The sequence below is a fragment of the Streptomyces sp. Ag109_G2-15 genome, from assembly GCF_900215565.1.
Taxonomy (GTDB): domain Bacteria; phylum Actinomycetota; class Actinomycetes; order Streptomycetales; family Streptomycetaceae; genus Streptomyces; species Streptomyces diastatochromogenes.
In genome coordinates this window covers 6,229,266-6,248,022 of record NZ_OCNI01000001.1, presented here as the reverse complement: position 1 = coordinate 6,248,022, position 18,757 = coordinate 6,229,266, and the positions used below count along the sequence as shown (strand labels likewise).

The following is an 18,757-nucleotide window of genomic DNA, read 5'->3' as shown; positions in this document are numbered from 1 at the left end:
GCCCCGGAAGCCGGCAGTCACATCAACCACATCAGCCGCATCGCATCAGTCCAGGAAGACGGCACGCGCCTCAGGTCGCCGTCGCCGTCTTCCTGCCGAACAGCCGCCGCGGCGGGCGCACCTCCAGCCGGCCCATGTTCAGCCGCCCGTGTATCTCCACGCGCAGCACGACCGGCGCCCCGGGTTTCCCGGCCGGCCGCACCTTGGTCGTGCCGTAGCCGATCACCAGGGAGTCGGTGTCCACGACCACGCCGGGCCGGGTGATCAGCCGCAGGGTGCCGCCGCGCAGGTCCAGGTCGATGCGGAGGGTGTCGTGAGTGATCGCCGCCCGGGTGAAGTCGAGGGTCACATCGCCCCACTCCGAGTCGATCTCCATCCGGCGCGGCACCGACCATCCTTCGCCCCGCGTGGTCGACGAGGCCTGCTGCTCGATGCGGACGACGTCCTTGACGGGCGCCGCCCCGGCCGCGTCCGGCAGGTCGGCCGTCAGCTCCGCCAACTCCCCGAGCGTGCGCGCGGACAGGGCGGCGCCCACCCGCTCCTCGTGTTCCTCGGCGGTGAGCCTGCCGTCCCCCGCGGCGGCCGTCAGCGCGTCCACCACGCGATCCCGGTCCGCGTGCGAGGCCCGCAGCCCGGACGGCACATCCATAGGCACCAGCTCGGCCGACATACCCTCACCCCGATTCAGACGCCCCCGCAGGGGCCCACCGACACGCACTAACGCTATATCGCGTTATACCCAACGGCCAACCCCACGTCCACGGTTCCCGCGCCATGGCCCTATCGTGACCGGCATGCAGTCCTACACGATCGGCCAGGCCGCACGGCTGCTCGGCGTGAGCCCCGACACCGCCCGCCGCTGGGCCGACGCCGGCCGGGTGGCCACTCATCGCGACGAGGCCGGGCGACGACTCATCGACGGCAAGGACCTCGCCGCGTTCTCGGTCGAACTGGCCAAGGCGGGCGGCGGCGAGGAGGACGCCTCCTACACCTCGGTCCGCAACGCCTTCCCGGGCATCGTCACCGCCATCAAGCTCGGCGACGTCGCCGCCCAGGTGGAGATCCAGGCGGGCCCGCACCGCCTGGTCTCCCTGCTGACCCGGGAGGCCGTGGAGGAACTGGGCCTGGAGGTCGGCATGGAGGCCACCGCGCGCGTGAAGTCCACGAACGTGCACATCGACCGCGTCTGAGACCGGGTCCGAGAGCGCGTCCGAAAGGGCCCTCTCACCGGCACAGCAGCGCCGCCCACAGGTCGAGCCGGTCGCGGAGCCGGGACAGGTCCCGCCCGGTGAAGTGCTCGATGCGCTGGATCCGGTAGTGCACGGTGTTGACGTGCAGATGCAGCGCCTGAGCCGTACGCGCCCAGGACCCGTCGCAGGCGAGGAAGGTCTCCAGCGTGCTCAGCAGTACGGCGGTGGCGGTGCGGTCGGTGTCCAGCAGCGGACCGAGGACCGTTCGGCTGTAGGCGGAGCGCACGTCGGCCGGCACACCGGTGAGCAGGGCGTCGAGGCTGGTGAGGGCGGTCGCGTCGATGAGGACGGAGGCGTCCGGCGCGGTGGTCCGGGCCGAGGTGAGGGCGTACTGCGCCTGCGCCAGCGCCCCGCCCAGCCCCTCGGGCCCGTCCGCGGGCGCGCCGGTGCCGCCATGCAGGGCCACCTCGGGCGCACAGCCGGCGACCAGCGACCAGACTTCGCCCAGGACGCCGTCGGACACACCGGAGAGCACCGCGAACGCACACCCGTCCGGCAGCCACCCCACAACCGCGGCTCCCGTCACGGCATCCGCCGACCCGAGCGTGGCATTACCGACGGCGTTCAGCGCGCCGCGCCCGGCATCACCCCTGGCCTTCACCGCATCGCGCACCACATCGGCCCCGGCCTTCGCGCGCACAGCATCACCCCCGGCCCTCACCACCCCCTGCACGTCATGACCGTCGGCACCCATCCCCCGCCGCCTGCCATCACCCCCGGCACCCCCTGCCCTCTTCGCACCTCGCCCCGCCGTCCCCGCACCTTCCGCCACAGCAAGCCCCGCCAACTCCACCAGCGCCCCCTCGACAGCCCCTGGCTGCCGTGGCCCCGCGTCGGCGACGACCACCCGGTACGGCCCGGTCTCCGGCACCCCACACCGTCGCAGCGCCGCCTCCACCGCCCCGACTTCCGGACCCGGCGACGCGAGCAGCGCGCCCAGCCGGTCCGCGGCCCGGCGCTCGGCCGACCGACGCCGGGCCGCGGCCTCCTGACAGTGGGTCAGGGCTGCGGCGACCTCCTGCAGCACGCGCGGTGGCGCGCTGTCGGGGTCGGGCAGGTACAGCAGCCAGTGCTCGTAGGGAGAGGCGCCGTCGGCCTCGACGGACAGCGTCACCCCGGTACCGTCGGCCACGAGCGCGACCGCCTCCCGGGCCGCCACGCCCGGCGCCCCTGCCGTGGCCGCGACCGTCCGCCCCGAGGGTGTGAACACGTAGGCGGTGATGGGGTCGAGGTGGGCGAAGGCGGCGCCGAGGACGTCGTCCGGACCGGCCTCCTGGGCGAGGAGCCGGCTCAGCCGCACTCGCGCGCTCTCCGGCAGCGCGGGATGACGCAGCGCGTGCCGGCGGCTCAACTCCCCCCACTGCCGCAGGTACACGGTGTCGGTGATCGACCGGAACATGATGTGCGCCGGCACCCCCGCCACCGGCACCCCGTACCGCACGCAGGCCTCGACCAGGTCGTCCGGCACGCTCCCGTGCGTCTCCTCCCCCGCGAGCAGCGCCGCGGCCCCCGCACCCTTCAGCGCCGAGACGAACCGGTCCGCCTTGCCCGGACCGCCGTCCGGTGACCACCACACCAGCCCGCTGAGCACGACCTCCCCGGGCCGCACGAACCGGGCCGGGTCCTCCAGGTCCGTGACGGTCACACCTCTGATTTCGCGCCTCAGCAGGATGTCCTCCGCCCACAGCAGGCGCAGTCCGAGGGAGGCGTCCCCCAGGAGGTGTTCGACGTGCATGTGCTGGCTCCTCGTACGGCCGCCGGGCGCTGGACAGAACGCCCGGCGCCATCCCTTCACGATCCGGGTGAAGGCGGGCGCCCGCCGGGACGGCACCCTCACCGCCCTCCAGCTGCGCGTGGTCGCGAACACGGGCGCGTACGGCAACCACGGCCCGGCCGTGATGTTCCACAGCGTCGGCGAGTCCATGGCGGTCTACCGGGCCGCGCACAAGAAGGTCGACGCCTTCTCGGTGTACACCCACACCGCCCCGGCGGGCGCTTTCCGGGGCTACGGCCTCGGGCAGGTGCTGTTCGCGGTGGAGTCCGCCCTGGACGAGCTGGCCCGCCGACTGGACCTGGACCCGCTGGAGTTCAAGGCGCGCAACATCATCGGCCCCGACGAGCCCATGCTCACGCCCGGCGGCCACGAGGAGGACCTGCACATCGCGAGCTACGGCCTCGACCAGTGTCTGTCGATCGTGCGCCGGGCCCGGGCCGAGCCGGCCGCTCCGGCCCCTGAGGGCTGGGCGGTGGGCGAGGGCGCGGCTCTCGCGATGATCGCGACCGGGCCGCCCGGGGGCCACATCGCCGACGCCAGGGCCACCCTCCTGCCCGACGGAACCTTCGACCTGGCCGTCGGCACCGCCGAGTTCGGCAACGGCACCACGACCGTGCACCGGCAGATCGCGGCCGGCGAACTCGCCACCACCGTCGACCGGATCACCGTCCGCCAGTCCGACACGGACGTCGTACGGCACGACACGGGCGCCTTCGCCTCCACCGGCACCGTCGTCGCCGGCAAGGCCACCCTGCGCGCCGCCCGCGCCCTCGCCGACCAGCTGCTGGACTTCGCCGCCGCCCACCTGGGCGTCCCGCGCGCGGAATGCCGGCTCGGCGAGGAGGCCGTACTGCACCCACAGGGTCGCCTCCTGCTCAAGGAGGTGTACGCGGCTTCCCGCGCGGTGGGTCTGGAGCTGGCCGCCGACGGGCACTTCGGCGGCACCCCGCGCTCGGTCGCCTTCAACGGGCACTTTTTCCGGGTCGCGGTCGACCCCGGCACCGGGGAGATCCGCATCCTGCGCAGTGTGCACGCGGCCGACGCGGGCAAGGTGATGAACCCGATGCAGTGCAGGGGGCAGGTCGAGGGCGGGGTCGCCCAGGCGCTCGGCGCCACGCTCTTCGAGCAGGTACGGCTGGACGAGCGGGGCGCGGTGGACACGGCCGCCTTCCGCCGCTACCGGCTCCCGCAGTACGCCGACGTGCCGCGCACCGAGGTGCACTTCATGGAGACGGCCGACGCCATCGGGCCGCTGGGCGCCAAGTCGATGAGCGAGAGCCCGTTCAACCCGGTCGCCCCGGCCCTGGCCAACGCCCTGCGGGCCGCGACCGGCGTGCGGTTCACGGAGCTGCCGCTGACGCGCGACCGGGTGTGGCTGGCACTGGAGCGCCGAAGCCGTAGCCACCGTCCACCCGGATCGCCGTGATCCCGCTGATGTGCCGGCCCCCGCAGCGGTCCTGCGGCAGCACCAGCTGGGGGCCGGCCTCGTCCAGCGGGGTGCCGTCGATCGTGACGGCGAGCAGCACGGGGGCGTCCGCGAAGTCGGGGTCGATCTCGGCCCAGGACAGCAGGGCGTGGTGGCCGTCGGTGCCGGTGACGGCGATCAGGAAGCGCAGCCGGTCCTTGCGCCGGGCCGGGTCGAAGCCGGGCCCGGCGTCGGCCAGCACGTCGTACAGGCGCGGACCTGCGAACCGGTGGTGCTGCATGCCGCTGGTGGCGCACTCGAAGCTGACGTCCGCCACATGCTGCGGCCAGCCGAGCAGGTCCGGCACGGTCAGCCGGGCCGGTCGTACGAGATCGCCGGTCAGGGCGAGTTCCGCGAGCATCACCGCGACCACCTCCCGCAGGACCGTACCCCCGCCTGAGCACCGTACAAACGCACATGCCACCTTCAAGTCACAACTTCGCAGCTCATGCGATGCGACAAGAGACTTACACCTGGCAGATGCGGCAGTATCATCGCCGCACGGCCGATGGCTCGGCCGTGCCAGGGCGCGACCGTTGTTCCACAGAACCTAGGAGTAGATCCGTGATGACCCGTTCCGTGCGCCGGACCCGGATGCTGCAGCTGGCCGGCGCGGGAGCCGCTGCCCTGATGGCACTGAGCGCCTGCTCCTCCTCCGACAGCTCGTCGACCACCAAGTCGGACAAGTCCGGCTCCGCCTCCCCGAAGCTGACCGGCAAGGTCACCGTGTTCGCGGCCGCCTCCCTCAAGGAGAGCTTCACGGCCCTGGGCAAGGAGTTCGAGAAGGCACACCCCGGCACCACGGTCAGCTTCAACTTCGGCGGCAGCGACACCCTCGCCGCGAGCATCACCAGCGGCGCCCCGGCGGACGTCTTCGCCGCCGCCAGCCCCAAGACCATGGCGATCGTGACGGACAAGCAGGACGCGGTCGGGACCCCGGCCACCTTCGTCCGCAACCAGCTGGAGATCGCCACCCTGCCGGGCAACCCCGACAAGGTGGCCTCCCTGAAGGACCTCACCAAGTCCGGTCTGAAGGTCGTCCTGTGCGACAAGACCGTGCCGTGCGGCGCCGCCGCGCAGAAGGCCCTGGACGCGAGCAAGCTGAAGCTCACCCCGGTCTCCTACGAGCAGGACGTCAAGGCCGCCCTGACGAAGGTCGAGCTGAAGGAGGCCGACGCGGCCGTCGTCTACAAGACCGATGTGAAGGCGGCGGGTGACAAGGTGGAGGGCGTGGAGTTCCCCGAGTCCGCCAAGGCCATCAACGACTACCCGATCGCCCTGCTGAAGAACGCCGGCAACGCCACGTCGGCCAAGGCGTTCATCGCGCTGGTGCAGTCCGCCGAGGGCCAGAAGGTGCTGACCGAGGCCGGGTTCCTCAAGCCGTGACCTCGCTCGACAAGCCCGGCGCCGCGACCGGCCCCCGCACGGGTGGGCCGCGGCGCCGTCGCGTCGGCACGGGGGGCCGACGCGGGGTGCCGTTGCCGCTGCTGGTGCCGGGCCTGGTGGCGCTGGCGTTCCTGCTGCTTCCGCTGGTCGCGCTGCTCGTCCGCGCTCCCTGGCGCAGCCTGCCGCAGCTGCTGACCAGCGCCGAGGTGTGGCAGGCGCTCCAGCTGTCGCTGGTCACCGCCACGGCGGCAACGGCCGTGAGCCTGGTGCTGGGGGTGCCGCTGGCCTGGCTGCTGGCCCGTACGGAGTTCCCGGGCCGCGGTCTCGTCCGCGCCCTGGTGACCCTGCCGCTGGTGCTTCCGCCGGTGGTCGGCGGTGTGGCCCTGCTGCTCGCCCTGGGCCGCAACGGAGTCGTCGGCAAGTGGCTCGACTCCTGGTTCGGGATCACCCTCCCCTTCACCACCACCGGCGTAGTGATCGCGGAGGCGTTCGTCGCGATGCCGTTCCTGGTCATCAGCGTCGAGGGCACCCTGCGGGCCGCCGACCCGCGCTACGAGGAGGCGGCCACCACGCTCGGCGCCTCCCGCTTCACCGCGTTCCGCCGGGTCACCCTGCCGCTGATCGCCCCCGGCATCGGCGCGGGCGCGGTCCTGGCCTGGGCCCGCGCACTCGGCGAGTTCGGCGCGACGATCACCTTCGCGGGCAACTTCCCCGGCCGCACCCAGACCATGCCACTCGCCGTCTACCTCGCCCTGCAGAACGATCCCGAGGCCGCCATCGCCCTCAGCCTGGTCCTGCTGGCCGTGTCCATCGCGGTGCTGGCGGGGCTGCGGGACCGGTGGCTGACGGGCACCGGGCGATGACGCGAGGATGGAAAGCGACGCTGTGTGTGTGCCGACGAAGGACGCCCTCCTCATGACCGACATCGACGCCCCCACGGCCGACCTCGAGGTGGTGGGCGAGCAGGGGCTGGACGCCCGGCTCGTCATCGACCGGGGCTCCTTCCGGCTCGACGTCGGGCTGACCGCCGCCCCCGGGGACGTCGTCGCGCTGCTCGGCCCCAACGGCGCCGGCAAGACCACCGCCCTGCGCGCCCTCGCCGGTCTAGTCCCGCTCACCGACGGCCATCTGCGGCTGGACGGCGTCGTGCTGGACCGCACTCCGCCCGAGTCCCGCCCGGTCGGCGTCGTCTTCCAGGACTACCTGCTCTTCCCGCATCTGTCCGCCCTGGACAACGTGGCCTTCGGACCGCGCTGCCAGGGCGCCACCAAGGCCGAGGCGCGCGCCCAGGCCGCCGCCTGGCTGGACCGCATGGGCCTCGCCGAGCACGCCGGCGCCAAGCCCCGCAGGCTCTCCGGCGGCCAGGCCCAGCGCGTCGCGCTCGCCCGCGCCCTGGCCACCCGGCCCCGGCTGCTGCTCCTGGACGAGCCGCTGGCGGCCCTGGACGCCCGTACCCGCCTGGAGGTCCGCGCCCAGCTCCGCCGCCACCTGGCCGAGTTCGAGGCGGTCGCCGTCCTCGTCACCCACGATCCGCTGGACGCCATGGTGCTCGCCGACCGGCTCGTGGTGATCGAGCACGGCCAGGTCGTCCAGGAGGGCACCCCGGCCGACATCGCCCGCCATCCGCGCACCGACTACATCGCCCAGCTGGTCGGCCTCAACCTCTACCGCGGACAGGCCGAGGGGCACACCGTACGGCTCGACGCGGGACCCTCGATCACGACCACGGAAGTCCTGTCCGGGCCCGTCTTCGTGGCGTTCCCGCCGGTCGCCGTCACCCTCTTCCGGGACCGGCCCACCGGCGCCAGCGCCCGCAACCTGTGGCGCTGCGAGGTCGCCGGACTGGAGACCCACGGCGACCAGATCCGTGCTGACCTCACCGGCGAACTCCCCCTCGCCGCCGACCTCACGACGGTCGCCGCGGCCGAGCTGGACCTGCATCCGGGCGCCGCTGTCTGGGCGACGGTGAAAGCGACCCAGACCCACTCATACCCGGCCTGAACGGACACGCGCTCTACCGTGGGTGCCCATGACACTGAGCATCCGCAATCAGCTCCCCGGCACCGTCACCGAGGTCCAGCCCGGCGAGGTCATGGCCACGGTCAAGATCCGTCTGGACGGCGGACAGGACCTCATGGCGGCCATCACCCTGGAGGCCGTCGAGCAGCTCGGCCTCGCCCCGGACTCCCGCGTCCACGCCCTGGTGAAGTCGACGGAGATCTCGCTCGCCACGAACCGGATGGAGAGCCTGTCGATCCGCAACCAGCTCCCGGGCGCGATCGTCCAGATCGCCCTCGGCGGAGCCATGGCCTCCGTGAAGGTCTCGGTGGCCGGCGGCGAACTCACCGCCGTGATCACCAAGGACGCCACCGAAGACCTCGGTCTCTTCGTCGGTTCCGACGTGGTCGCCCTGATCAAGGCGACCGAGGTGGCGCTGGCCTCGGCCTGAAGTCGGGAGAGCCCCGCCCGGAACACGGGCGGGGCTCTCACCAGGGGCTCGCTCAGTCCTCGTAGGCGTCCAGCGGCGGGCAGGAGCAGACCAGGTTGCGGTCACCGAAGGCCTGGTCGATCCGGCGCACCGGCGGCCAGTACTTGTCGGCGGCCGAGACACCGGCCGGGAAGACGGCCTCCTCGCGGCTGTAGGCGTGCGTCCACTCGCCGCCGAGCGCGGCGGCGGTGTGCGGCGCGTTCGCCAGCGGGTTGTCCTCCGCGGGCCACTCGGCGGAGCCGACCTTCTCGATCTCCGCGCGGATGGCGATCATCGCGTCGCAGAACCGGTCCAGCTCGGCCAGGTCCTCGGACTCGGTCGGCTCGATCATCAGCGTGCCGGCCACCGGGAAGGACATGGTCGGCGCGTGGAAGCCGTAGTCGATGAGCCGCTTGGCCACGTCGTCCACGCTCACGCCGGTCGCCTTGGTCAGCGGGCGCAGGTCGATGATGCACTCGTGCGCGACCAGGTTGCCGGGGCCGGTGTAGAGCACCGGGTAGTGCGGCTCCAGGCGCTTGGCGACGTAGTTCGCGGAGAGCACGGCCACCTGGGTGGCGCGCTTGAGGCCCTCGCCGCCCATCAGGCGGACGTACGCCCACGAGATCGGCAGGATGCCCGCGCTGCCCCACGGCGCCGCCGAGATCGGGCCGACACCCGTCTCCGGGCCGGCCGCCGGCTGCAGCGGGTGGTTGGGCAGGTACGGCGCCAGGTGCGCGCGGACCGCGACCGGGCCGACGCCGGGGCCGCCGCCGCCGTGCGGGATGCAGAAGGTCTTGTGCAGGTTCAGGTGGGAGACGTCACCGCCGAAGTGGCCCGGCTTGGCGAGGCCGACCAGGGCGTTGAGGTTGGCGCCGTCGACGTACACCTGGCCGCCCGCCTCGTGCACCTGGGCGCAGATGTCGGCGACGTGCTCCTCGAACACACCGTGCGTGGACGGGTAGGTGATCATCAGGACCGCCAGCTGGTCGCGGTGCTGCTCGATCTTGGCCCGCAGGTCCTCGACGTCGATCTCGCCGTCGTCGGCGGTCTTCACGACGACGACCTTCATGCCGGCCATCACGGCGCTGGCGGCGTTGGTGCCGTGCGCGGAGGACGGGATCAGGCACACGGTGCGCTGCTCGTCGCCGTTGGCCCGGTGGTAGCCGCGTACGGCCAGCAGGCCGGCCAGCTCGCCCTGCGAACCGGCGTTCGGCTGGAGCGAGACGTTGTCGTAGCCGGTGACCTCGGCGAGACGTTCCTCCAGCTCGCGGATGAGCGTGAGGTAGCCCTCGGCCTGCTCGGCGGGCGCGAAGGGGTGCAGCTGGCCGAACTCGGGCCAGGTGACCGGCTCCATCTCCGTGGTCGCGTTGAGCTTCATGGTGCAGGAGCCCAGCGGGATCATGCCGCGGTCGAGCGCGTAGTCGCGGTCGGCCAGCTTGCGCAGGTAGCGCAGCATGGCGGTCTCGGAGCGGTGCGCGTGGAAGACCGGGTGGGTCAGGAAGTCGTCGGTGCGCAGCAGCGCCTGGGGCAGGGTGTCCGCGGCCGTCACGTCCAGCGCCTCGATGTCGCCCTCGACACCGAAGGCGGACCAGACGGCGGCCAGCTGGGCGCGGTTGGTGGTCTCGTCGCAGGCGAGGGCGACGTGGTCGGCGTCGACCAGACGCAGGTTGACCCCGTTCTCCCGGGCGGCGGCGACCACCTCGGCAGCCTTGCCGGGCACCCGCGCGGTGAGGGTGTCGAAGTAGGCGCCGTGGACGATCTCGACCCCGCCGGCCTTCAGGCCCTCGGCGAGGAGCGTGGCGTAGCGGTGGGTGCGGTGGGCGATGGCCCGCAGGCCCTCGGGGCCGTGGTAGACGGCGTACATACCGGCCATCACGGCGAGCAGCACCTGCGCGGTACAGATGTTACTGGTGGCCTTCTCGCGGCGGATGTGCTGCTCGCGGGTCTGCAGCGCGAGACGGTAGGCCTTGTTCCCGTCGGCGTCGACGGAGACGCCGACCAGACGGCCGGGCAGGCTGCGCGCGAACTTCTCGTGCACCGCCATGTAGCCCGCGTGCGGCCCGCCGAAGCCCATCGGCACACCGAAGCGCTGGGTCGTGCCGACGGCGATGTCCGCGCCCAGCTCACCCGGCGAGGTCAGCAGGGTGAGGGCCAGCAGGTCGGCGGAGACGGTGACGAGGGCGCCCAGCTCGTGCGCCTGGTCGATGACCGGCTTGATGTCGCGTACGGCACCGGAGGCGCCCGGGTACTGGATCAGCACGCCGTTGATCTCGCGCGCGGCGATGTCGGCCGGGATGCCCTCGCTGAGGTCGGCGACGACGACCTCGACACCGGTCGGCTCGGCGCGCGTCTCGATGACCGCGATGGTCTGCGGCAGCGCGTCCGCGTCGATCAGGAACAGGCCCTTCTTGTTCTTGCCCATACGCCGGGACAGCGCCATCGCCTCGGCGGCCGCGGTGCCCTCGTCGAGCAGCGAGGCGCCGGAGGTGGGCAGCCCGGTCAGCTCGGCGACCATGGTCTGGAAGTTCAGCAGGGCCTCGAGCCGCCCCTGGGAGATCTCCGGCTGGTACGGCGTGTAGGCCGTGTACCAGGCCGGGTTCTCCATGACGTTGCGCAGGATGACCGGCGGGGTGAAGGTGCCGTAGTAGCCGAGCCCGATCATGGATCCGAGGACCTGGTTGCGGTCGGCGAGCGAGCGCAGCTCGGCGAGCACCTCGGCCTCGGTGCGGGCGCCCGGCAGGTCCAGGGCGTCGGCGTTCTTGATCACATCCGGGACCGCGGCGGCGGTCAGCTCGTCGAGGGAGCCGTAGCCGATGTGCGCGAGCATCTTGGCCCGCGCCTCCTGGTCGGGCCCGATGTGGCGCTGCTCGAAGGGGATGCCCGCTTCGAGCTCGGAGAGCGGAATGCGATGGGCGGTCATTGCGGAGGCCTCCTGGTCTGACGCGACCTTCGAGGGGCACCACGGCATGGTTGCCCCGACGGCCTCCCCCTCTGTCATCTCAACCTGAGAGCTTCACCGGGCACCTGAGGGTCCCGGCTTTCACCGTCGGTGAGGGCGGGAGCCGTCGACACCCGCCCTGCTTTCCAGAGTGACCTCGTCCGTGCGGTACGTGAGCCTGAGAGATTCCGGGGAGGATTTGCTCCTTCGGCGCCTCCGAGGTGGTCGGAGGACTCTCCCGCACGGGGTCAGCAGCCGCTGTCAGCCTACCAGCGAGGTCAACGCCTGAGCTTTCGAGTGGCCGCCTCCCTGAATGTGCTCTTTTGTAGTGCTTACGGATGAGTTGCGACCAAGTGGAGGGAGAGGGACCGTGCAGACCGACATCGATCCGCGCAACCTGATCGGCCGCAAGGCGTTCGACCGCAATGGCACCAAGATCGGCACCATCGACGAGGTGTACCTCGACGACGCCACGGGCGTGCCGGAGTGGGCGGCCATACGCACCGGCCTGTTCTCCCGGGACGCCTTCGTCCCGCTGGAGCCCAGCGAACTGGTGGAAGGCGCCCTCCGGGTCCCCTTCGACCGCGCCCTCATCAAGGACGCCCCCGACTTCGGCGTGGGCCGCCACCTCTCCCCCGAACAGGAACTCCAGCTCTACCACCACTACGGCCTCGACACGGCCGCCCCGCCTCCCTCGGTCCCGGACCACGACTTCGGCAAGCTGGCGGGTTCGGAGGAGGCCTGATCGGTTCCCTCAACCAACGGCAACGGCTCAGCCGGCTCCAGCGCAGGATCGTCGACGAAAAACGTCCGCACCCGCCCCGGCTCGGACTGCGGCGTCTCGAAACGCACGGTGACCCGCCCCAGCCCGCTGCCCTGCACCCACCCGTGCCCGTACTCGGCATGCCGGACGTCATGCCCGGCATGCCAGTGCCGCTCGGCGGGCTCCGGCTCCTCCTCGACCATCGGCGCCGCCTCCTCCGGCTCAGCGGGCCGCAGGCCCCCCGCCGCCTGAGCGAACAGGTCCTCCTGGGTGTAGTCGGCGAGCCCCGAGACGCCCACGCCCAGCAGCCGTACCCCGCCCGTGGTGTCCACGGACTCCAGCAGCCGCGCGGCCGCCTCCCGTATCACCGCCGGATCGTCGGTGGGGCCTCGGAGCGTCTCGGAGCGGGTCAGCGTCGAGAAGTCGTACCGCCGCACCTTCAGCACGATCGTCCGCCCGGACAGCCCGGCCCCGCGCAGCCGCCGCACACACCGGTCCGCGAGCCGCTGCACCTCCAGACCGACCCGCAGCCGGTCATGGATGTCCACGTCGTAGGTGTCCTCGACCGACACCGACTTGGCCTCCCGCTCGGCCACCACGGGCCGGTCGTCGTGCGCCAGCGCCATGGCGTGCAGCGCGTGCCCGTGCGCCTTGCCGAGCAGCCGTACGAGTTCGTCCTCACCCGCCTCGGCCAGTTCCTCGACGGTGGTGATCCCGGCCCGCCGCAGATGGTCCCCGGTCGCCGGCCCGACCCCGGGCAGGGTCCGCACCGACATGGGGCCCAGCAGCGCCCGCTCGGTCCCGGGCTCGATGAGCACGAGTCCGTCGGGCTTGGCCTGCTCCGAGGCGATCTTCGCGAGCATCTTGGAGGCGGCAAGACCCACCGACCCGGTCAGCCCCGTGACCGCCCGGATGTCCGCGCGCAGCTTCGCCCCGGCCAGCCGCGCCGACGCCTCGTCCCAGGCGGCTCCCGCTGCCTCCAGGTCCACGAACGCCTCGTCCAGGCTCAGGGGCTCCACCAGCGGCGACAGCGCCCGCAGCAACGCCATCACCTGCTCGCTGACCGACCGGTAGAGGGCGAAGCGCGGCACCAGGTACGCGGCGTTCGGCGCCAGCCGGCGCGCCTGGGCCATCGGCATCGCGGAGTGGACCCCGAAGACCCGTGCCTCGTACGACGCGGTGGCCACCACCCCGCGCGGTCCGAGTCCGCCCACGATGACGGCCTTCCCGCGCAGGCTCGGCTTGGATGCCTGCTCCACCGAGGCGAAGAAGGCATCCATGTCGAGATGCAGGATCGTGGGCGCGTTTCTCACATCTCCGATGCTGCACCACGCCACTGACAACGCAGGCCCCCGAGGGGCGCTGTCAGACCGCCCGGTTGCGGCGCCTGGCCAGCTCGTCCGCCGGGTTGTGCCCGACCAGGGTCTCCCCCGTGTCGATGCGCTCGCCGTGCAGCTGGGAGAGCGCGCTTTCCACGTCCCGCCAGACCACGCCGACGGCGATGCCGAAGATCCCCTGACCGCCCTGGAGCAGGGCGTGGACCTCGTCGGGCGAGGTGCACTCGTAGACCGTGGCGCCGTCGCTCATGAGGGTCATGCGCTCCAGGTCACGGAAACCGCGTTCACGGAGGTGCTGGACGGCCGTACGGATGTTCTGCAGCGAGACCCCGGTGTCCAGGAACCGCTTGACGATCTTCAGGACGACGACGTCCCGGAAGCTGTACAGGCGCTGCGTGCCCGAGCCGTAGGCGGGCCGCACGCTCGGCTCGACGAGGCCGGTGCGGGCCCAGTAGTCGAGTTGCCGGTAGGTGATGCCGGCGGCCGCGCAGGCCGTGGGCCCGCGGTAGCCGATCTCTTCGGACGCCATGGACGCCGCCCCTCCGCCGTTGGGCACCGCCGTCGGTCGCTGTGAGGCGTGGTCGACCGCGCTGCTGTGAAGCGGGTACGGACTGCTCTCCCCGAATCGTCCGGGGGCACCCCCAGCCGTACCGTCGCCGCTCGTTCTCACGCCGACCTCCGTCCTTGACCTGCCTTCTCGACGGTAGGCAGTCACCAGGGGTGCGTCAACGATCGCCACACTCGGCACGCCGAGTGATAATCACCCTAGGAGTGGTTTCCCGTGCCCCACCGCGGGGAAAGGCTAGCCGAATGCTCTGGCGGGGAGCCGTAGGACGCTCTCAATGGCCGGTGGCAATTGCCATGGCGCCGGGCGCGGAGCGCGGCTGACCAGCCGGTCACGGACCCGCGGGTCGCCCGGCCGGTCTCGCCTCACTGGCTGCTGGTGCCGAAGTCCTCGGGCGAGATCTGGTCGAGGAACTCGCGGAACTTCTCCACCTCGTCCTCCTGCTCGTCCGGGATCGCGATGCCCGCGTCGTCCAGCACCGTGTCACTGCCGTAGATCGGCGTTCCGGTGCGCAGCGCGAGCGCTATGGCGTCCGAGGGACGGGCGCTCACCTCGACCCCGCTGGCGAAGACCAGCTCCGCGTAGAAGACGCCCTCACGCAGATCCGTGATGCGTACTTCGGTCAGCTCCTGGCCGACGGCCTCCAGCACGTCCTTGAACAGGTCGTGGGTCAGCGGTCGCGCGGGGGCCATGCCCTGCTGGGCGAAAGCGATCGCCGTCGCCTCCCCCGGCCCGATCCAGATGGGGAGGTAACGGTCGCCCCCCACTTCGCGCAGGAGCACGATCGGTTGGTTGGAGGGCATTTCCACCCGGACACCTACGACATCGAGCTCGTTCACACAGCAACCCTAGGCCGTGCCCGGGATGTTTGGGTAGTCGGGCCGGGAACAGGTGCCCGATCCGGCCCCCGGACCCTGCCCATCAGGGCAGCCGCACACCGAGAGCGATCTGCACCAGCGCCGCGTGCAGCTTCACCGTGAGCGCCGCCAGCTCCTTCGCCCGAGCCTCGGCGTGCGCCCTGGTCTGCGGGTTGCGGTGGCGCTTCAGGGGAGCCACCACCTGGTCCACGAGCCCCGCCTCGCGGTCCGCGGCGGCCTTCATCACCCGAAGGTGGCGCGGCTCGATCCCGAACCGGCCCAGCTCGGCCACGAGCGAGGCCACGGTGACGGCCTCGGCGTCGTACACCCCGTCCTCCAGGGGGGCGATGAGCCCGTACGACTGCCACTCCTCGAGGTCAGCCTCTGTGATGTCGGCGGCCGCCAGCAGCGCGGCCCGCCCGATCCGGGCGACCGTCGGCCGCTCAAGCGACTCCGGCACGTCCTCGCCGGTGCGCTGGCGCCCCACCAGGGGCAGCTGGACGGCCTCGCCCCGCTCCATGGCCTCCAGGTGCTCACGGATCACCTTGAGCGGCAGATAGTGGTCCCGCTGCATCCTCAGGACATGGGCGAGGCGCTCGACGTCACCGGCGCTGAACTTCCGGTACCCCGAAGGGGTCCGCTGCGGTTCGACGAGGCCCTCGGACTCCAGGAAGCGGATCTTGGAGATGGTGACCTCGGGGAACTCGTCGCGCAGCGCGTTCAGCACCGTGCCGATGCTCATCAGCCCACTGTCCGCGGCGGCGGTACCGCTTCGGGCACCGCCGCTCGGTGTTTGAAGCATGGACCTTCCCTGGGGTCCCCCCGGACGGAGTCCGGGGGGTCAGATGCCCTGCCGGCTCGCGTAGAAGACCAGCCGGTACTTGCCGATCTGCACCTCGTCACCGTTCGACAGAGCGACCTGGTCGATCCGCTCGCGGTTGACGTACGTGCCGTTCAGACTGCCCACGTCGGCCACCGTGAACGAGCCGTCCGGGGAGCGCCGGAACTCCACGTGCCGACGCGAGACCGTCACGTCGTCCAGGAAGATGTCGCTCTGCGGATGACGGCCGGCCGTGGTCAGGTCGCTGTCCAGCAGGAAGCGGCTGCCCGAGTTCGGCCCCCGACGCACCACCAGCAGCGCCGAGCCCAGCGGCAGCGCGTCGACCGCGGCCTGCGCCTCGGGCGAGAGCATCGGCACGGCCGTCTGACCGGTCACCTCGGAGTCGTAGGCCTCGAGGCCGGAGATGGAGATCGTGGACGTGGTCTCGGACGCGCGCTCCGGTGCCACACCGGGCCGCAGCGGCGCACCGCAGTTGGAACAGAAGCGGGCGTTCTCCGCGTTGCGGTTACCGCACCTCGTACACACCAGGACCGACATGGACGGATCCTCCTGCCGCGGCAGCCCCGCGGGGGCGTTGGACGCATACGGGTCGGAGGCAAACCCTCCACCCGCACTTGAGGTTGACGGTTGCCCGAAACCTATGCCGCCGGACTGGGCAGGGTCAACAGACGCCGCGCCCTGACCTCCGGAAATGTCACCGCCCGGACCAGCGACCTGGTCGCGGAACAGCGGGCGCTGGCCCTCTGCGTCAGGCTGTGCGCGATGACGAGCGGTCGCGTTGTCGCTACCCTCTCGCGCGCTCTTGCCGAACAACTTCGCAAACAACTTCACGGGCGATTCCCCTTGACCGAAACAGACCCGCCCGTGGGGCAGGACGAACCCTGATTGCCTACACCGGCCGACCCGGACACCCTCACAACGTCCGTATCCACCAGACAGTTTCCACCACGCACCACCCCTTCGGTGCGCCGACCCCCCGCAACCTCATGCCCCTGCCGGACGTCCCGCATGCACCGCCGGTTCACTGGGAGGACGACCGAGCGTAGTCAGGCTGCTTCGCCTGCCGCAAGGCGTCCACAACGATCTTGCTCGACCGCTCGACGGCCACCGTGGCCTGCTCCTTCTCCAGCGTCTGCACCACGCCTCCAGGAATGTTCAGTGCCGGCTCGAGATCCTGCGGCTTGCCGATGACCTTGAAACGATAGGGAGCGTTGATCTTGTTCCCGTCGACGCTCACGCTCTTGCCGGAGTCGGTGAAGTAGCTGCTCGCGACCACCCGTACCCCGTTGACCTGGATCGCCTCCGCGCCGGCCGCGCGCAACTCCTGGATCGCGTCGAGCAGCATGTCCGCCTTGACCGTCCCCTTCGTGTCCTCGATCGTCATGGTGATGCCGGGACCCTGCGCCGCCACGGTGCCCGCCAGAATGCCGAGTTGTCTCTCCTTCTCGGCGGTCTGCCTGCGCGCCTCCGCGGCCTGGTCGGAACTGCTCTGCAGCTCCTGGCGCTGCTTCTCGAGTCCCTGCTTCTCGTCCTCAAGACGCTGAGTACGGTCATCCAGTTCATCGAGGATGCGAACAAGATCTTCCTGACGGGCGCCACGCAGCGCGCTGTCGCTGTCACTGTTCGACGCCACCTGCACGGCGAGCCCGAAGCCCAGGCCGAACAGCAGCACCGCGACGATGAGTTGGGCCCGGGTGACCCGCGGCGGCCACAGCCCCTTGACCAGCCGCTGGCGCCCGGTGAGCTGCCGCTCGGCGCTCTCGTCGGGTGCCTGCTCGGGCTCGGCGGCCACCGCGGGCACCTCGTCGGGCAGTTCCTTGCGCAGCCTGTTCTCCGGCTGCTCTTTCTGGTTGCTCATCGGTCTCACGCCCGGAAGACGTGCCGGCGGATCGCCGCGGCGTTCGAGAAGATCCGGATACCGAGAACGACCACGACACCCGTGGACAGCTGCGCGCCCACGCCCAACTTGTCGCCCAGGAAGACGATCAGCGCGGCCACGACCACGTTCGACAGGAACGACACCACGAAGACCTTGTCGTCGAAGATGCCGTCCAGCATGGCCCGCAGACCACCGAACACGGCGTCCAGCGCCGCCACGACGGCGATCGGCAGATAAGGCTCGACGACCGCCGGAACCTCAGGCCGGACCAACAGGCCGGCCACGACTCCCACGACGAGGCCCAGTACGGCGATCACGATGTGCCCTTCTCAGTCTTCTCGGCGTTCGGCTGTGCTGTGCGTACGATCACACTCGGTGCGGCGGGCAACCGGACGTCACCCTCCGTGGAGATGGTGGCGCGGATACCGAAGTTCTCCTCCAGGGCATGCAGATACAGCCCGTCGGCGCTGTTCTGGAACCCGGTGCTCAGCCGTTCCCCATCCCCCACCGCGAGCACCGTGTACGGCGGCACCAGCGGCCTGTTGTCGACCAGTATCGCGTCACCCGCGGCCCTGATCGCGGACAGGGCCGTCAGCCGCTGCCCGTTGATCGAGACGGCTTCGGCCCCGGAGGCCCACAGCCCGTTGACCACCCGCTGCATGTCCCGGTCGCGCAGCCGTCCGGTGTCGGAGAAACCGGAGGTCTCGCGCGGATTGGTGCCGTCGCCGCCGGTGCTGGCTTCCTTGGCGTCGTTGACCACGAGCTTCACCCCGGGGCCGTGCACCGCGGTGGCGCCCGACAGGACGCCCACCAGGTCCGCCTCGGCGCTGCCGCCGCTCTGCTTCAGCGCCGCCCGCTGGCGCGCGCTGACGTCGTCGCGCAGCTTGTCGACATCGCCTTCCAGGCTGTCCGCGGCCGCGGTCTCGCGGTCGATGCGGTCGATCAGCTCCTGGCGCTCCTTGGCCACCACGGGCGCCGCCACGCGCGCCTGCGCCGCTCCGACGGTCACGACCAGCGCCGCGAGCACCAGCCCGGCCGCCAGGCCCAGCTTCGCCCTGAGGGTCTTCGGCAGCCCGCCTTCGATGCCCTGGGACTTCTTCCGGGCGGCGGCCTCGGCGTACCCGTCGTCGAGGCTGTGATCCATGACGTTGGTGATCAACGACATGGAGGCGTCCGGACGCCGCGGCCGTGGGGGGCTGCTCCGAACGGGGGGTTGCTGCGGCATGCCGCACATC

18 protein-coding genes, 1 pseudogene and 1 riboswitch are annotated in these 18,757 nt (G+C 71.5%); of the genes and pseudogenes, 7 read left to right on the top strand and 12 right to left on the bottom strand.

The window, feature by feature from the left end; translation table 11 throughout:
* Window positions 1-70: 70 nt before the first annotated feature.
* Complete coding sequence (locus tag CRP49_RS28215; protein ID WP_097255885.1) at window positions 71-670, bottom strand: DUF1707 domain-containing protein; 600 nt, start codon at window positions 668-670, stop codon at window positions 71-73.
* Window positions 671-794: 124 nt separating this feature from the next.
* Between CRP49_RS28215 and CRP49_RS28210 the strand changes: the two genes are divergently transcribed.
* Entirely contained in the window at window positions 795-1,190 is a 396-nt protein-coding gene (locus CRP49_RS28210; protein ID WP_094214403.1) for a molybdopterin-binding protein, read from the top strand.
* A gap of 34 nt (window positions 1,191-1,224) precedes the next feature.
* Here the strand turns inward: CRP49_RS28210 and CRP49_RS28205 are convergent, their stop codons facing one another.
* Entirely contained in the window at window positions 1,225-2,985 is a 1,761-nt protein-coding gene (locus CRP49_RS28205; protein WP_097255884.1) for a PucR family transcriptional regulator, read from the bottom strand.
* A 46-nt stretch (window positions 2,986-3,031) separates the two neighbouring features.
* Between CRP49_RS28205 and CRP49_RS28200 the strand changes: the two are divergent.
* Window positions 3,032-4,450: pseudogene (locus tag CRP49_RS28200) on the top strand (xanthine dehydrogenase family protein molybdopterin-binding subunit); the annotation flags it as partial.
* Here CRP49_RS28200 and CRP49_RS28195 read toward each other — a convergent pair.
* Window positions 4,365-4,850, bottom strand: coding sequence for a molybdopterin-dependent oxidoreductase (locus tag CRP49_RS28195; RefSeq protein WP_097257571.1), 486 nt, complete (start codon window positions 4,848-4,850; stop codon window positions 4,365-4,367). The pseudogene CRP49_RS28200 and the gene CRP49_RS28195 overlap by 86 nt on opposite strands.
* A 206-nt stretch (window positions 4,851-5,056) precedes the next feature.
* On the opposite strand from CRP49_RS28195, the gene modA reads away from it, so the two are divergent.
* Genes modA through CRP49_RS28175 form a run of 4 tightly spaced genes read left to right on the top strand, consistent with a single transcriptional unit; the run spans window position 5,057 to window position 8,324 of the window.
* Entirely contained in the window at window positions 5,057-5,875 is an 819-nt protein-coding gene (gene modA, locus CRP49_RS28190) for a molybdate ABC transporter substrate-binding protein (protein ID WP_097255883.1), read from the top strand.
* Window positions 5,872-6,738 (top strand): molybdate ABC transporter permease subunit, encoded by an 867-nt coding sequence (modB, locus tag CRP49_RS28185; RefSeq protein ID WP_097255882.1) that lies wholly within the window; start codon window positions 5,872-5,874, stop codon window positions 6,736-6,738. Before modA ends, modB begins: the two co-directional genes overlap by 4 nt.
* A 52-nt stretch (window positions 6,739-6,790) precedes the next feature.
* Window positions 6,791-7,876, top strand: coding sequence for an ABC transporter ATP-binding protein (locus CRP49_RS28180; protein ID WP_097257570.1), 1,086 nt, complete (start codon window positions 6,791-6,793; stop codon window positions 7,874-7,876).
* A 28-nt stretch (window positions 7,877-7,904) separates the two neighbouring features.
* A complete protein-coding gene (locus CRP49_RS28175; protein ID WP_097255881.1) occupies window positions 7,905-8,324 on the top strand; it encodes a molybdopterin-binding protein in 420 nt (139 codons plus the stop codon).
* 52 nt (window positions 8,325-8,376) lie between these two features.
* Here CRP49_RS28175 and gcvP read toward each other — a convergent pair whose 3' ends face one another.
* Entirely contained in the window at window positions 8,377-11,262 is a 2,886-nt protein-coding gene (gcvP, locus tag CRP49_RS28170; RefSeq protein ID WP_097255880.1) for an aminomethyl-transferring glycine dehydrogenase, read from the bottom strand.
* Window positions 11,263-11,436: 174 nt separating this feature from the next.
* Window positions 11,437-11,531: riboswitch (glycine riboswitch) on the bottom strand.
* Between the two features lie 119 nt (window positions 11,532-11,650).
* Here gcvP and CRP49_RS28165 point away from each other — a divergent pair.
* The gene (locus CRP49_RS28165; protein ID WP_179851771.1) at window positions 11,651-12,025 is read left to right on the top strand and encodes a PRC-barrel domain-containing protein; all 375 of its coding nucleotides are present in this window, start codon (window positions 11,651-11,653) and stop codon (window positions 12,023-12,025) included.
* On the opposite strand, the gene CRP49_RS28160 is transcribed toward CRP49_RS28165, so the two are convergent.
* The 8 genes from CRP49_RS28160 to CRP49_RS28125 form a co-directional block, all read right to left on the bottom strand.
* Window positions 11,944-13,356: a DNA polymerase IV gene (locus tag CRP49_RS28160; protein ID WP_097255878.1), complete on the bottom strand. Its 1,413-nt coding sequence runs from the start codon at window positions 13,354-13,356 to the stop codon at window positions 11,944-11,946. The genes CRP49_RS28165 and CRP49_RS28160 overlap by 82 nt on opposite strands.
* Window positions 13,357-13,408: 52 nt before the next feature.
* On the bottom strand, window positions 13,409-14,050 hold the full coding sequence (locus tag CRP49_RS28155) for a MerR family transcriptional regulator (RefSeq protein WP_097255877.1): 642 nt from the start codon (window positions 14,048-14,050) through the stop codon (window positions 13,409-13,411).
* Between the two features lie 260 nt (window positions 14,051-14,310).
* Entirely contained in the window at window positions 14,311-14,784 is a 474-nt protein-coding gene (locus CRP49_RS28150) for a bifunctional nuclease family protein (protein ID WP_026253112.1), read from the bottom strand.
* Between the two features lie 82 nt (window positions 14,785-14,866).
* Entirely contained in the window at window positions 14,867-15,604 is a 738-nt protein-coding gene (locus CRP49_RS28145; protein ID WP_097255876.1) for a MerR family transcriptional regulator, read from the bottom strand.
* A 39-nt stretch (window positions 15,605-15,643) separates the two neighbouring features.
* Window positions 15,644-16,474 carry an FHA domain-containing protein gene (locus CRP49_RS28140; RefSeq protein ID WP_179851770.1) on the bottom strand — a complete coding sequence of 277 codons (831 nt, stop codon included), beginning with the start codon at window positions 16,472-16,474 and terminating at the stop codon, window positions 15,644-15,646.
* Between the two features lie 190 nt (window positions 16,475-16,664).
* Complete coding sequence (locus CRP49_RS28135; RefSeq protein WP_097255874.1) at window positions 16,665-17,501, bottom strand: DUF881 domain-containing protein; 837 nt, start codon at window positions 17,499-17,501, stop codon at window positions 16,665-16,667.
* Window positions 17,502-17,506: 5 nt separating this feature from the next.
* The gene (locus CRP49_RS28130; RefSeq protein ID WP_003988855.1) at window positions 17,507-17,839 is read right to left on the bottom strand and encodes a small basic family protein; all 333 of its coding nucleotides are present in this window, start codon (window positions 17,837-17,839) and stop codon (window positions 17,507-17,509) included.
* Entirely contained in the window at window positions 17,836-18,756 is a 921-nt protein-coding gene (locus CRP49_RS28125; protein WP_097255873.1) for a DUF881 domain-containing protein, read from the bottom strand. The genes CRP49_RS28130 and CRP49_RS28125 overlap by 4 nt, the downstream gene beginning before the upstream one ends.
* Between the last annotated feature and the right edge of the window lies 1 nt (window position 18,757).

Coding starts and splice junctions, on each gene's coding strand:
- CRP49_RS28215 (WP_097255885.1), bottom strand. CDS start 670: ATGTCGGCCGAGCTGGTGCCTATGGATGTGCCGTCCGGGCTGCGGGCC.
- CRP49_RS28210 (WP_094214403.1), top strand. CDS start 795: ATGCAGTCCTACACGATCGGCCAGGCCGCACGGCTGCTCGGCGTGAGC.
- CRP49_RS28205 (WP_097255884.1), bottom strand. CDS start 2,985: ATGCACGTCGAACACCTCCTGGGGGACGCCTCCCTCGGACTGCGCCTG.
- CRP49_RS28195 (WP_097257571.1), bottom strand. CDS start 4,850: ATGCTCGCGGAACTCGCCCTGACCGGCGATCTCGTACGACCGGCCCGG.
- modA (WP_097255883.1), top strand. CDS start 5,057: ATGACCCGTTCCGTGCGCCGGACCCGGATGCTGCAGCTGGCCGGCGCG.
- CRP49_RS28180 (WP_097257570.1), top strand. CDS start 6,791: ATGACCGACATCGACGCCCCCACGGCCGACCTCGAGGTGGTGGGCGAG.
- CRP49_RS28175 (WP_097255881.1), top strand. CDS start 7,905: ATGACACTGAGCATCCGCAATCAGCTCCCCGGCACCGTCACCGAGGTC.
- gcvP (WP_097255880.1), bottom strand. CDS start 11,262: ATGACCGCCCATCGCATTCCGCTCTCCGAGCTCGAAGCGGGCATCCCC.
- CRP49_RS28145 (WP_097255876.1), bottom strand. CDS start 15,604: ATGCTTCAAACACCGAGCGGCGGTGCCCGAAGCGGTACCGCCGCCGCG.
- CRP49_RS28135 (WP_097255874.1), bottom strand. CDS start 17,501: ATGAGCAACCAGAAAGAGCAGCCGGAGAACAGGCTGCGCAAGGAACTG.
- CRP49_RS28125 (WP_097255873.1), bottom strand. CDS start 18,756: ATGTGCGGCATGCCGCAGCAACCCCCCGTTCGGAGCAGCCCCCCACGG.